Origin of the sequence: Saliphagus sp. GCM10025334, assembly GCF_042663485.1 — an archaeon.
In the GTDB taxonomy this organism is placed as follows: Archaea; Halobacteriota; Halobacteria; order Halobacteriales; family Natrialbaceae; genus Natronosalvus.
On record NZ_JBHTAF010000003.1, the window covers coordinates 426441 to 438960 of the forward strand.

The 12520-nt window shown below is 66.2% G+C and carries 13 protein-coding genes; 12 read left to right on the forward strand and 1 reads right to left on the reverse strand.

Features of this window, described 5'->3' with window-relative positions:
* Positions 1-30 precede the first annotated feature (30 nt).
* The 4 genes from ACFQO4_RS14355 (at position 31) to ACFQO4_RS14370 (ending at position 2343) form a co-directional block, all read left to right on the forward strand.
* Positions 31-513 carry a YeeE/YedE family protein gene (locus ACFQO4_RS14355; RefSeq protein WP_500261562.1) on the forward strand — a complete coding sequence of 161 codons (483 nt, stop codon included), beginning with the start codon at positions 31-33 and terminating at the stop codon, positions 511-513.
* Positions 510-1004, forward strand: coding sequence for a DUF6691 family protein (locus ACFQO4_RS14360; protein WP_500261563.1), 495 nt, complete (start codon positions 510-512; stop codon positions 1002-1004). Before ACFQO4_RS14355 ends, ACFQO4_RS14360 begins: the two co-directional genes overlap by 4 nt.
* 78 nt (positions 1005-1082) lie before the next feature.
* A complete protein-coding gene (locus ACFQO4_RS14365) occupies positions 1083-1217 on the forward strand; it encodes a transporter (RefSeq protein WP_500261564.1) in 135 nt (44 codons plus the stop codon).
* 142 nt (positions 1218-1359) lie between these two features.
* Positions 1360-2343 carry a tyrosine--tRNA ligase gene (locus ACFQO4_RS14370; RefSeq protein ID WP_500261565.1) on the forward strand — a complete coding sequence of 328 codons (984 nt, stop codon included), beginning with the start codon at positions 1360-1362 and terminating at the stop codon, positions 2341-2343.
* A 205-nt stretch (positions 2344-2548) separates the two neighbouring features.
* On the opposite strand, the gene dpsA is transcribed toward ACFQO4_RS14370, so the two are convergent.
* The gene (dpsA, locus tag ACFQO4_RS14375; RefSeq protein ID WP_500261566.1) at positions 2549-3094 is read right to left on the reverse strand and encodes a DNA starvation/stationary phase protection protein DpsA; all 546 of its coding nucleotides are present in this window, start codon (positions 3092-3094) and stop codon (positions 2549-2551) included.
* Positions 3095-3297: 203 nt separating this feature from the next.
* Between dpsA and ACFQO4_RS14380 the strand changes: the two genes are divergently transcribed.
* The 8 genes from ACFQO4_RS14380 (at position 3298) to ACFQO4_RS14415 (ending at position 12376) form a co-directional block, all read left to right on the forward strand.
* A complete protein-coding gene (locus tag ACFQO4_RS14380) occupies positions 3298-4260 on the forward strand; it encodes a carbohydrate kinase family protein (protein ID WP_500261567.1) in 963 nt (320 codons plus the stop codon).
* A gap of 34 nt (positions 4261-4294) precedes the next feature.
* Positions 4295-4759, forward strand: coding sequence for a DUF7988 family protein (locus ACFQO4_RS14385; RefSeq protein WP_500261568.1), 465 nt, complete (start codon positions 4295-4297; stop codon positions 4757-4759).
* Positions 4760-4891: 132 nt separating this feature from the next.
* Positions 4892-5368 (forward strand): YbaK/EbsC family protein, encoded by a 477-nt coding sequence (locus tag ACFQO4_RS14390; RefSeq protein ID WP_500261569.1) that lies wholly within the window; start codon positions 4892-4894, stop codon positions 5366-5368.
* Positions 5369-5705: 337 nt separating this feature from the next.
* Complete coding sequence (locus tag ACFQO4_RS14395) at positions 5706-7220, forward strand: metal ABC transporter substrate-binding protein (protein ID WP_500261570.1); 1515 nt, start codon at positions 5706-5708, stop codon at positions 7218-7220.
* A 62-nt stretch (positions 7221-7282) separates the two neighbouring features.
* On the forward strand, positions 7283-8023 hold the full coding sequence (locus tag ACFQO4_RS14400) for a metal ABC transporter ATP-binding protein (RefSeq protein WP_500261571.1): 741 nt from the start codon (positions 7283-7285) through the stop codon (positions 8021-8023).
* Between the two features lie 106 nt (positions 8024-8129).
* Positions 8130-9086, forward strand: coding sequence for a metal ABC transporter permease (locus ACFQO4_RS14405; RefSeq protein WP_500261843.1), 957 nt, complete (start codon positions 8130-8132; stop codon positions 9084-9086).
* Positions 9087-9158: 72 nt separating this feature from the next.
* Positions 9159-11255, forward strand: a complete 2097-nt coding sequence (locus ACFQO4_RS14410) for an acetate--CoA ligase family protein (protein ID WP_500261572.1) — start codon at positions 9159-9161, stop codon at positions 11253-11255.
* A complete protein-coding gene (locus ACFQO4_RS14415; RefSeq protein ID WP_500261573.1) occupies positions 11252-12376 on the forward strand; it encodes a phosphotransacetylase family protein in 1125 nt (374 codons plus the stop codon). The genes ACFQO4_RS14410 and ACFQO4_RS14415 overlap by 4 nt, the downstream gene beginning before the upstream one ends.
* Positions 12377-12520: the final 144 nt, after the last annotated feature.

A 12520-nucleotide genomic window follows, 5' to 3' on the forward strand; every position in this document is an offset into this window, starting at 1 on the left:
TAGGGCCGCCCCCTTTCGGGGAGTACACCAATGCCACTCGAGTCGCTCCTCCCGGCCGCACCGTTTCCCAACGGGATCGAACACTACGCCCTCGGCGGCGTCCTCGTCGGTCTCGGCGTCGTTACCATCTACCTCGCGACCGCCATCGCTCCCGGCGCGAGCACCTTCCTCGAGTCGGCGCTCTCGTACGGCTCGTCGCTCTCGAGACTCGACCGGTATCGGGCCTCTCGAGACTGGCGGGTCGTCTTCACCCTCGGCATCGTCTCCGGGGCGGCGCTCTACACGCTCGCGACCGGCGGCGGAGCCTGGGTGACGGCGGTCGCGCCGTGGCGGCTCCTGGTCGGCGGCGTGCTCATCGGCGTCGGCACCCGTCTCGGGAAGGGGTGTACCTCCGGTCACGGCGTCTGTGGCGTCGGTTCCGCCTCGAGCACGTCGTTCGTCGGCGTGCTCTCGTTCCTCCTCGTCGCGATCGTGACCGCGCAACTGGCGATGGCCGCGGGGGTGTCGCCGTGAGCACCAGTCCCGAACCAGCCGCAGTCGTTCAGGACCACGAGCAGCACCCGCTGTTCTTGCCCGTCGTCTTCCTCGGCGGCCTCGTCTTCGGCGTCGGCCTCGCACTGAGCGAGATGGCGAAACCGGAGGTCGTCCTCTCGTTCCTCCAGTTCGAGGACTTCGGCCTCCTGTTCGTCATGTTCGGCGGCGCCGCCGTCACCGGCCTCGTCTTCTTCGGCGCACCGCTGGCCCTCGGCAGGGCACCGCTGACCGGCGTTCGCTACGGTCGGCGGCTCAAGTCCCTCGACAGGAATGTCGTCCTCGGCGGCGGCATCTTCGGGGTCGGCTGGGGACTGTCCGGGATCTGCCCCGGCGCTGCCTACGCCAGCCTGGGCATCGGCAACTACGCGATCCTCTGGGGGATCGCCGGTATGTTCGTCGGCGCGTACGTCCAGGCCTACTGGCGGTCGTCGTCGGCGGTTGCGGGGACCGACGCGACGACGGCCGATTGACGGGTGACGAACCTCGTGTTGACCGAGGCTGCGTTTGCCGGCATCACGGCTTCCTCGCTGGGACTCGATCGTACCGGTATGGTTCGCCTCTCAACGGTGCTCATCCTGCTCGGTATCGTGTTCGTGATCGCCCCGATCCCACCAGTCGGGATGATCCTGGCCGCGCTCTGTTTCGCGATCGGATTGCCGCTTCGTATCGTGTTCGACAAGTGACGGCGTCGCTTCGTATTTAGCAAGCGAGTACGCCAGGGCAAGCACTCGAACCCAGACCACGACTATAAAAACTATAGTGAGTCTCGAGCCGCGTTCGCATCGTTCAAGAACGCATAAATCCCTGCTCCGGTACCGTCCACGTATGGACACCTACGACCTGATTACGCGGAACGTCGACGAGGTCGTCACCGACGAGGAGGTACGCGAACTCGCCGCCGACCCGGCCGGCAAGCGCGTCTACGTCGGCTACGAACCCTCCGGCGTCTTGCACCTGGGGCACCTGCTCACCGCGAACAAGCTCATCGACCTCCAGGACGTCGGCATGGAGGTCGTCGTCCTGCTCGCGGACGTTCACGCCTACCTCAACGGGAAAGGAACCTTCGAGGAAATTCGGGACACCGCCGAACAGATGCGCGCGCAGTTCCTCGCCTACGGGCTCGACGAATCCCAGACCGAGTTCGTCTACGGCTCGAGCTACCAGCTCGAGGAAGACTACGTGCTCGACCTCCACGAACTCGAGCTCTCGACGACGCTGAATCGCGCCCAGCGGGCGATGGCCGAACTCCAGAGCGGCGAGACGGCGAAGGTCAGCCACGTCGTCTACCCGCTGATGCAGGCGCTGGACATCGAGTACCTCGACCTCGACCTCGCCGTCGGCGGGATGGACCAGCGCAAGGTCCACATGCTGATGCGCGAGGAACTCCCCGAACTGGGCTACGAGGCACGTCCGTGTCTCCACACGCCCATCGTCGCCGACCTCACCACCGGCGAGGGGAAGATGTCCTCGAGCCAGGGCGTCACCATCTCGATGGAGGACTCGGCCGACGACCTCGAGGGCAAGGTGAACTCGGCGTTCTGTCCACCGACCCGCGACCCGGAGGGTGACCTCGAGAACCCGGTCCTCGAACTTTTCGAGTACCACGTCTTCCCCCGGTTCGAGACCGTGCTCGTCGAGCGACCCGAGAAGTACGGCGGGGACCTCGAGTACGGGAGCTACGAGGACCTGGCGAGCGACCTCGAGTCGGGCGAACTCCACCCGGCGGACGCGAAGGGGACGCTCGCGAGCTACCTCGACGAGTTGATCGCGCCGGGTCGCGAGAAACTGCGCGAACTGCGCAAAGCCTGAGACGAAGTCGTCATCGGTATCGCGACAGCCGGTGGGTGAACCCCAGTTCACGGTCGGGAACCCGGCTCGTCCGTAGACGTAGAATTTCTGGGGACATTCGTGCGTCGAGCATCGAGCATTGAGTCTCGCACTACACAGGGAGCGAAAACGACGAAAAAGTGGGGCCGTCGACGTACTCGTTCGCCGGTTCGACCTCGCGACCGCCTCAGTGGGTCGCGTCCTCGAGCACGAGGGTTTCGTCCTCGAGGTAGTGCTCGAAGTGGTGGGCGTCGTCCTCGACGTCGACGAGGATCTCCCGGAGGATCTGGCCGGTCGCGTGATCCCCGAGGTTCGTCGCGAGTTCGATGCTGTCGCGCAGCGACTCGATGATCTCCCCGTAGATCTCGAGATCGTTCTCCATCATCGTGCGGAGGTCGTAGACGTCCTCGCCCTCGAACTCGACGGTCGCTCGGTCCTCGAGGTTCGAGGGACCCGAGACCGGGACGCCGCCCAGCGCCTGTGCGCGCTCGGCGATCAGGTCGGCGCCCACCTCGGCGTGCTCGTAGGCCTCCTCGAAGAAGAGGTGCAGGTCGCGGAACTCCGCGCCCTCGACGACCCAGTGGTGCTTCTTGAGCTGGTGGTACAGCACGTACGCGTTCGCGAGTTCCGTGTTCAGCGCGTCGACGACCTGCTCGGCCTTCTCCTGGTCGAGTCGCAGTGCGTTCTCCTCGACGGTGTCGGCCTGCTGGCGGACGGTCTTTTGAGTGCTCATCCCACCTCCAGCTACGTCGTCATCCCTCTTAAAGCCTTTCCATTAGAAAATAATTCTTCTCGAGTGAGAACCAGTTTTTACGACATCGAGAAAATTATTGTTCGAGATCGAATTCTCGACCCGGTTTCCCGCTCGGTGCTCGAGCCTGTGAACCACGCACTCGAACCCGGAACACTATACTCGAGGACCACCGATCCGCTCGTATGAACCCATCCGTCCTCGTCGCCGGCGAAACGCTGGTCGACTTCCTCCCCGACCGGCCGGGACCGCTCTCGGCCGTCGACCAGTTCGAACGACGACCAGGCGGCGCGCCCGCGAACGTCGCCGTCGCGCTCGCTCTTCTCGAGCACGACCCCGCCCTCTGGACGCGCGTAGGCGACGACCCTTTCGGTCACTACCTGGTGGACGTCCTCGCCGATCACGGCCTCCCCCCCGACTACGTCGAGGTCGATCCCGACGCACAGACGACGCTCGCGTTCGTCACCCACGACGAGTCGGGCGACCGCACGTTCTCGTTCTACCGCGACGGGACCGCAGACACGCGCCTCGAGCCCGGAACCGTCGGCGACGACACCCTCGACTCGCTCGAGTGGGTCCACGCCGGCGGCGTCACCCTCTCGAGCGGCCGCTCGCGCGAGGCGACCCTCGAATTGCTCGAGCGCGCCCAGGAATCCGGCTGTACGACCTCCTTCGATCCCAACCACCGGCCCGAACTGTGGGCCGACCGGGAGACGTTCGAACGGATCGGTCGGCGAGCGCTCGCTCACACCGACGTCTGCAAGGCGACGGTCGAGGAACTCGAGTTGCTCGGCTGTGCGGGCGAGACGCCGGAAGCCGTCGCCCGCGACGCCCTCGAGTACGGCCCACACACCGTCTTCCTCACGCGAGGGAGCGAAGGCGCGATGGTGGTGACGGACGGAACGGCGCCGACGCCCGAGGCCGTCTTCGAGCACCCCGGATTCGAGGTCGACGTCGTCGACACGACCGGCGCGGGCGACGCGTTCGTTGCCGGACTCGTTGCCTCGCTTTGCGAGGGACGGGGACTCGAGGAGACCCTGGCGTTCGCTAGCGCGGTGGCCGCCCAAACGACGACCGAGCCGGGGGCGATGACGGCGCTCCCGACCCGGGACGAGGTCCGGCAGTGGCTGGACGCTGCGGACTCGTGACGCCCCGACTCACAGCAACGGCGGGTGGTCGTCCTTGAACCGCCGAGCCACGACGCGAGCGATCGAGAGACGGCTCCGCGATGAGCACGGAGGGGTTCTGCGGCGTCTCGAGGCGGCTGCGGATGCTGTCTCGGAGGCGTGGGCAGCCGAGACCGTCACCGAACGAGCGGCCGTCGTCGACCCCCTGCGAGCCGAACTCGAGGCGGCTGGACTCCTGTGGGCATTCCCACCGCTCCTCGACGACCTGGTCGAATCGGCGGGGTACGCCCTGCCTGCACGACCGGTTGCGGCCCCGCCGTACGTCGTCGTGACGAGTCGCGGTCCGGTGCTCCGGGCGACCGTCGACCCGGGGCGACTCGTCGTTCGCCTCGACGTCTTTGGTCTCGAGCGTGAGCACGAGTGTGAGTGCGAGTGTGAGTGTGAGTACGAACACGAACGAGATTCAGGGGCGACGTACCGTCGCCTCGAGTCCGTCTCCGTGTCTGCAGAAGTGCGCTGATTGCGGTGGTCGCTCGGATCGCCGAGGCGGTCACGAAAGCCGGGCGACCGCTACGAGACTGGGTGGGCAACCGCTACGAGACTGGGTGGGCGACCGCTACCTATTAAACCCGTGCGTGTGAGTCTCAGGCTAATGCATCCGCGTGCAGCGACCTTCGTCGCACAGGCTCGAGAGGAGTACGGGTTCGATCCGGCCGTCAAGGAGTTTCCGGAAGGGACGAAGACGGCTGCCGACGCCGCCGAGGCCGTCGGCTGCGACGTCGCCCAAATCGCGAGTTCGCTGGCATTCGACGCCGACGGCGACCTCGTGGTGGCGGTCACGAGCGGCGCGAATCGGGTCAACGAAGGTGCACTGGCAGAGGCCGTCGGCGTCGCGCCCGAGACCGTCGAGATGGCCGATCCGGAGCGAATCAAGTCCCGACTGGGCTGGTCGATCGGCGGCGTACCGCCGTTCTGTCACGACCGGCCCGTCCCAATGTACCTCGACGAAACGCTGCTCGAGTTCGAGACGGTCTGGGCGGCGGCCGGAACGCCCACGGCGGTGTTTCCGATCGATCCGACGGAACTCGAGGAACTGACGAACGCCCTGGTGGTCTCGGTGGTCGAGTGAATTGCGTTCGTTCCCAGTAGGCCCGTTTCATCTAGTGGTGTCCAAGACAGAACTGATGAGAGAAACCGAGAGTTGTCGTCCGGTTCCTCTCAGCGGTCGACGTTTGGAGGGGTATTCTTCCTCCAGTGACGTCGGGTGATCGACGGGGCTCGCGTCACCAGTCCGTCGGCAGCGAGTCGCAGTGAAAGTATCGTCCGGCGCGGCCTCAAACGAGAGCGATGCTTGAAGAGTTTGATCGAGAGCGTTCTAATAATCCACCCCCGTGATTCTGCCACGAGTTATTAATATTGGACGACGATATAATAACACTTTTATCGACGTGACCGCTGGTGAAGGTATGGAACTGACACGCCGACGTGTACTGGGTCGTGGAGCGACGGCTCTCGGTATCGGTGCGTTCGCAGGGTGTCTGAGCGAACCCGGGGACGAGACTGACGGCAGTGGATCCGACGATGTCACCGGATACGCCGCCTTCTTCCCGCTCTGGGACTGGACGAACGAGGTGGTGGGCGATGTGGGATCGTTCGAGGACCCCGTCGACGCCGGCCAGTTGGGTCACGGCTGGAGCCCCGAGGGCGATCTGGTTCGAACCGTCGCCGAAACCGACGCATTCGTCTACTTTGACTCGCCCGAATTCACCTGGGCCCAGGACATCGCCGCCCAACTCGAGGCGGAAGCGGACGGAACCGACGTGGCGGTCGTAGACGCGCTTACGGGCGTTTCTGAAGATCAGTTTCTGTCGTTTTCGGGTGATAATCACGGTCACGACCACGAGGACGACCACGACGACCACGAAAACGACGGTCACGATGATCACGACGATCACGGCGACGACGACCACGAAAACGACAGTCACGATGATCACGACGATCACGAGGACCACGACCACGAGGGCGAGGGTGACCACGACGGAGAATCGCACTCCGTCGAGACCGTCGAACTACACACCTCCTCGGGCGAGGTAACCGCCAACTGGCACGGCGACCACTGGGACGGCGGCATTCCATCCGTTCCAGTCGACGGATCGATCACACTCGAGGTGGCGCTCGAAGCGGACGGCGAGGAGCTATCGCTCGAGGACGACGAATCCGCCCATCTCGACGCCCGAGTCCCCGACGACGCGTCGACGGACGTCCTCGAGATCCACGTGGACGGCCAGACCGTCGAGCTACGCGGACTCGAGGAAGGACACACGCGCCTCGTCTTCGAACTCCGACGAGAGAGCGAACCCGTCTGGGACTCGAGCGCCGACCCGCTCCGCGTCGAGGTTGCCGCCGACGTCGGGTCCGGGATGACTGCCTTCCACGACCCACACGTCTGGCTCGACCCCGTGCTCGCCGCGGACGTCGTTCACGCCATTGCCGACGGACTCGCCGAAGTTGCACCCGACGACGCGGAGACCTTCGAGACGAACGCCGAGGCCTACGTCGAGCGACTCGACGAGGTCGACGCCAAGTTCCGGGCGCTCGCCGAGGACGCCGAACTCGAGGTCGCCGTGCTCGCCGGCCACGACTCGTTCCGGTACCTCGAGCGTCGATACGGCTTCGAACTCCACTCGCCAGTCGGCGTCTCACCCGAGGAGTCCCCGAACCCTGGCGAAATCGCCGAGACGATCGAACTCGTTGACGAACACGGTATCGACACGATTCTCTACGATCCGTTCGAGGTTCCCGAGGGCGAGGTCCCGCCGCTCGCCGAGACCATCGTCGAGGACAGTCAGGCGACCGAGACAGCGCCGCTGACGCCCGTCGGAGGCACGATGGCCGAGTGGAACGAACGCGGCTGGGGCTGGGTCGAACAGATGGAGGAACTGAACCTGCCGTCGCTTCGCGCGGCTCTCAAAGCCGAGTGATGTCCCTCGAGTACCAGCACAAAAGTGCAAGAACTAACTCCCTCGCGGGCGGAGAGTCGACAGTGACTTCCGCGGTCGACGTTCGCGACGTGTCGTTCGCCTACGGCGAGACGCCGGTCGTAAAAGACGTCTCGCTGACTATCGAGGAAGGCGAGTTCCTTGGATTGATCGGCCCCAACGGCTCCGGCAAGACGACGCTCTTGCACCTCATGCTCGGCCTGCTAGAGCCCGACAGCGGCTCGGTCGGCCTCTTCGGCGAACCGGTCGGCGAGTTCGCCGACGGCGAACGCATCGGCTACGTCTCCCAGCAGTCGACCGAACAGGGCGGTTCGATGCCCGTCACGGTTCGCGAGGCGGTGACCATGGGACGGTTCGCCCACGCGGGTCACGCGCGACTGACCGAGGAGGATCGCGCGATCGTCGAGGACGCACTCGAGACGGTCGGTATCACCGACATCGCAGACCGGCGCGTCACCCAGTTATCGGGCGGTCAGCGCCAGAGGACGTTCATCGCCCGTGCGCTCGCGAGCGAGGCAGATTTGCTCGCGCTGGACGAACCCACCGTCGGGGTCGACGCCGAGTCCCGCGATGCGTTCTACCAGCTACTCGAGTCGCTCAACGAGTCGGGGATCACGATCATCCTCATCGAGCACGACATCGGTGTCGTCACCGACCGCGCCTCCCGCATCGCCTGTATCAACACGGAACTGTACCACCACGGCGACACGGAGTCGTTCGTCGAGAGCGACGCCCTCGCCGAGGCCTACGGGGCGACCGGACAGGTCGTCCACCACGATCACTGAGATGACCGAAGGGACAGACACCGCCAGGGCGGCCGAACCGGTCTCGAGTCACGACTCCGGCCTGCGATACGGCCTCGAGGTCGCCGGCCTCGCCCTGACGGGGCTGGTGGCCACCGTCATGATTGGCTTCGTCGTCCTCTACTGGCTTCGAGCGCATCCGCTGGCGGCCGGAGCCTACGAACAGTTCATGATCGCTGGCCAGTGGCTCGACTACTACCTCGGGACGAACGTCTTCAAGTGGTCGTTCATGTGGCAGTCGATGGCTACGGGCGTCCTGATCGGCGTCGTGGGGCCGCTCATCGGGAGCTTCCTCGTCCACCGGGAGATGGCACTCATCGGCGAGACGCTCGCACACACGGCCTTCGCCGGCGTTGCCATCGGCTTCGCTGCCGGCTCGCTGGTCGGCTGGGCCGGATCGCCGATGTACGCGGCGCTCGTCGTCGCGATTCTGGGCGCGCTGGGCGTCCAGTGGCTCTCCGAGCGGACGAACGCCTACGGCGACGTCCCCATTGCGATCATGCTGACGGGCAGTTTCGCCGTCGGCACCCTGATCGTGAGTTTGGGGCGCGGGCAACGCGGCATCAGCATCGAGGACTACCTCTTCGGCGACCTCTCGATCGTGACGGCCTCGAGCGCCCGGATGATGGCCGTCCTCAGCGTCGCGGTCGTCGCGGTCGTCGCTTACACCTACAAACAGCTGCTGTTCATCACGTTCGACGAGCAAGCTGCCCGCGTCGCACGACTCAACGTCACCGCCTACAACACTCTCCTGATCGTGATGACCGCGGTCGTGGTCGTCGGCTCGATGCAGGTGCTGGGCGTCATCCTCGTCGCCGGAATGCTCGTGATTCCCGTGGCGGCCGCCTCGCAGATCGCCCGCGGGTTCCGGGAGACCGTCGTCCTCTCGGTCCTGTTCGGACAGCTCTCGATCGCCGGTGGGTTCGTCCTGGCCATCTCGCAGAGGCTCCCCTCCGGCGGGTCGATCATCGTCGTCGCCATCGCCGTCTACCTGCTGACGATCGCCCTCTCGACTCGGTCGTTCACGGCGATTTCGACCCACTAACCCCTTCCGGCGAATCCCACCCGCAGGGAACGGCCCCACGTTTAACTCACCTCCCGAGAAAGAGTACATTCGATGGGAAGGTTACGCGATCTCTTCGCACCCGAGACCGTCGCCGTCGTCGGCGCGACCGACCGCGAGGGCGCCGTCGGACGGGCGATTCTCGAGAATCTGCAGGCGGACTTTCGGGGCGACGTCGTCCCCGTCAACCCCAACCGGGAGTCCGTGCTGGGCCTCGAGAGTTACCCGGACGTCGCGAGCGCGCCGCCGGTCGACCTGTCGGTGATCGTCGTCCCGCCGTCGATCGTCCTCGAAGCGATCGAGGAGAGCGCCGAGGCGGGCGTCGAGAACGTCGTCGTCATCACGGCCGGGTTTGCCGAGACCGGTGGCGAGGGCGCCGCTCGCGAGCGCGAGTTGCGCGACCTCGCCACGTCGTACGACCTGAATCTGGTCGGCCCCAACAGTCTGGGGATTATGAACACACAGACCGGGATGAACGCCACGTTCGGCCCCGAGAACGCCATCGAGGGCTCGGTGTCGTTCATGAGCCAGTCGGGCGCGTTCATTACCGCGGTCCTCGACTGGGCGAACGAACAGGGGATCGGCTTTCGGGACGTCGTCTCGCTGGGCAATAAGTCGGTACTCGACGAGACCGACTTCGTCCGCGAGTGGGGCGACGACCCCGAGACGGACGTCGTCATCGGCTACCTCGAGGGAATCGACCACGGCGACGAGTTCCTCGAGGTCGCCCGCGAAGTGAGCGACGACACGCCGATCGTGCTCGTGAAGTCGGGCCGGACTAGCGCGGGCGCACAGGCCGCCTCCTCGCACACGGGTGCCATCGCTGGCAGCGAGGCCGCCTACGAGACCGGCCTCGAGCAGGCGGGCGTCCTCCGGGCGCGGTCGGTCCAGGAACTGTTCGACTGGGCGCGGGCGCTCTCGGGACTACCGACGCCCGCAACCGACGGCGTCGCCGTCGTCACGAACGCCGGCGGGCCGGGCGTGCTCACCACCGACGCCGTCGGCGACTCGACGCTGTCGATGGCCGGCTTCGCCGACGAGACGATCGACCGACTGACCGAGACGATGCCCGAGGAGGCGAACGTCTACAACCCGATCGACGTCATCGGCGACGCCGACGTCGAGCGGTTCGAGACGGCGCTCGACGTCGCCCTCTCGGATCCCAACGTCGGCAGCGCCGTCGTCGTCAGCGCCCCGACGGCCGTGCTCCCGTACGACGAACTGAGCAAAGTCGTGATCGAGAAGCGAAACGAGCACGAGAAACCCATCGTCACGAGCCTGATGGGTGGAAGTCGATCGCGCGAGGCGGAAGCCGTCCTCCGAGAGGCCGGCATCCCCAACTACTTCGACCCCGCCCGGGCCGTCTCGGGGCTCGACGCCCTCGAGCGCTACCGCTCGATTCGCGAGGCGACGACCGACGAGCCCGCCAGCTTCGACATCGACCGCGAGCGGGCCCGGGAAATCCTCGAGACCGCCCGCGAACGGTCGGACAACCGCCTCGGCGTCGAGGCGATGGACCTGCTCGAGGCCTACGGCATTCCGACCCCGACGGGCGAGATCGTCGACGATCCGGCGGACGCGCGAGCGGTCGCCGAGTCCATCGAGGGCGACATCGTCCTCAAGATCGTCAGCCCGGACATCAGTCACAAGTCCGACATCGGCGGCGTTCGCGTGGGAGTCGCGGACGACGAAGTCTACGACGCCTACGAGGACATCGTCGCGAAGGCGCGAAACTACCAGCCCGGCGCGACGATCATCGGCGTCCAGGTCCAGGAGATGCTCGACCTCGAGTCCTCGACCGAGACCATCATCGGGATGAACCGAGATCCGCAGTTCGGTCCCCTGCTCCTGTTCGGACTGGGCGGCATCTTCGTCGAAATCCTCGAGGACACGTCGCTCCGGGTCGCGCCAATCGGCGAGAGCGAGGCCCGGGAGATGGTCGACGAGATCAAGGCGGCGCCGCTCCTGCGGGGCGCTCGAGGGCGTGACCCGGCCGACGTCGACGCCGTCGTCGAGTCGATCCAGCGGCTCTCGCAGCTGGTGACCGACTTCCCGGCAATCCTCGAACTCGACGTGAACCCCCTCGTCGCCGGGTCCGACGGCGTGCAGGCGATCGACCTCAGACTGACCGTTGACACGGAGGAGCTATGACCGACTCAGATACGGAAACCGAAACCAAAACCGACACCGACACCACGGCGAACGCGAAGACGAACGACACCCGACCGATCCTGGTCGCCTCCCTCGAGGAGAGCACGGGCAAGACGGCGATCACGCTCGCGCTGGCGAACCACGCCGCGGAAGCCGGCGACGACGTCGGCTACATGAAGCCCAAGGGGACCCGACTCCAGAGCAACGTCGGCAAGACCCTCGACACCGATCCGATGCTCGCTCGCGAAATTCTCGGTCTCGACGCCGAGATGCACGACCTCGAGCCCGTGGTCTACTCACCGACGTTCATCGAGCAGGCGATTCGAGGCCGAGAACACCCGGAGGAACTGCGCGAGCGCGTCTCGGAGGCCTACGACGCCCTCGCGGCGGGTCGTGACCGAATGTACCTCGAGGGCGCCGGGCGACTCGAGCAGGGCGCCATCGTGGACCTGACCGACGCGGACGTCGCGTCGCTGGTCGACGCGCGCGTGCTGGTGATCGCTTCCTACGAGACCCCGGGCGACGTCGACGACGTGCTGGCGGCGGCGGAGGCGTTCGGCGACCAGTTCGACGGCGTCCTCTTCAACGCCGTCGCTGACTCCGTCCGGGACCAGCTCGAGTCCGACGTCGCGCCCTTCCTCGAGGGGCGGGGCGTACCCGTCCACGGGGTCCTGCCACGCGACCAGACGCTGGCCGGCGTCACCGTCGAGGACCTGGCCGACGAACTCGGCGGGCGCGTACTCTCCGAAAACGGCCTCGACGCGTACGTCGAGCGCTTCTCCGTCGGGGCGATGGGCGCCGACAGCGCGCTCAGGCACTTCCGGCGGACCAAAAACGCCGCCGTCATCACGGGTGGCGACCGCGCGGACATCCACTCCGCGGCACTCGAGGCAAGAGGCGTGAAGTGTCTCATCCTGACCGGCGGTCACCGCCCGTCCGGGGCGATCCTCGGCCAGGCCGCCGAGAAAGGCGTCCCCGTCCTGATGGTCCAGTCGGACACGCTCACGACCGTCGAGCGGGCCGAGGAGATCGTCCGGAGCGGCCGCACCCGCGACGCGACGACTGTCGAGCACATGCAGGCGCTTCTCGCCGACCACGCCGACCTCGACTCGCTTCACTGAACGGTCGGAAGCGAGGCTCGAGATCCGTGTACGAGTAGATCACACGCGATCGCTCTGACGACGACTGTGTCGGTCAAAAGGTAGTACCACGGCGCGTCCCCCGGGCACGGGGACCCGCCGAATCGCCGGTTGTCAGAGGCACTC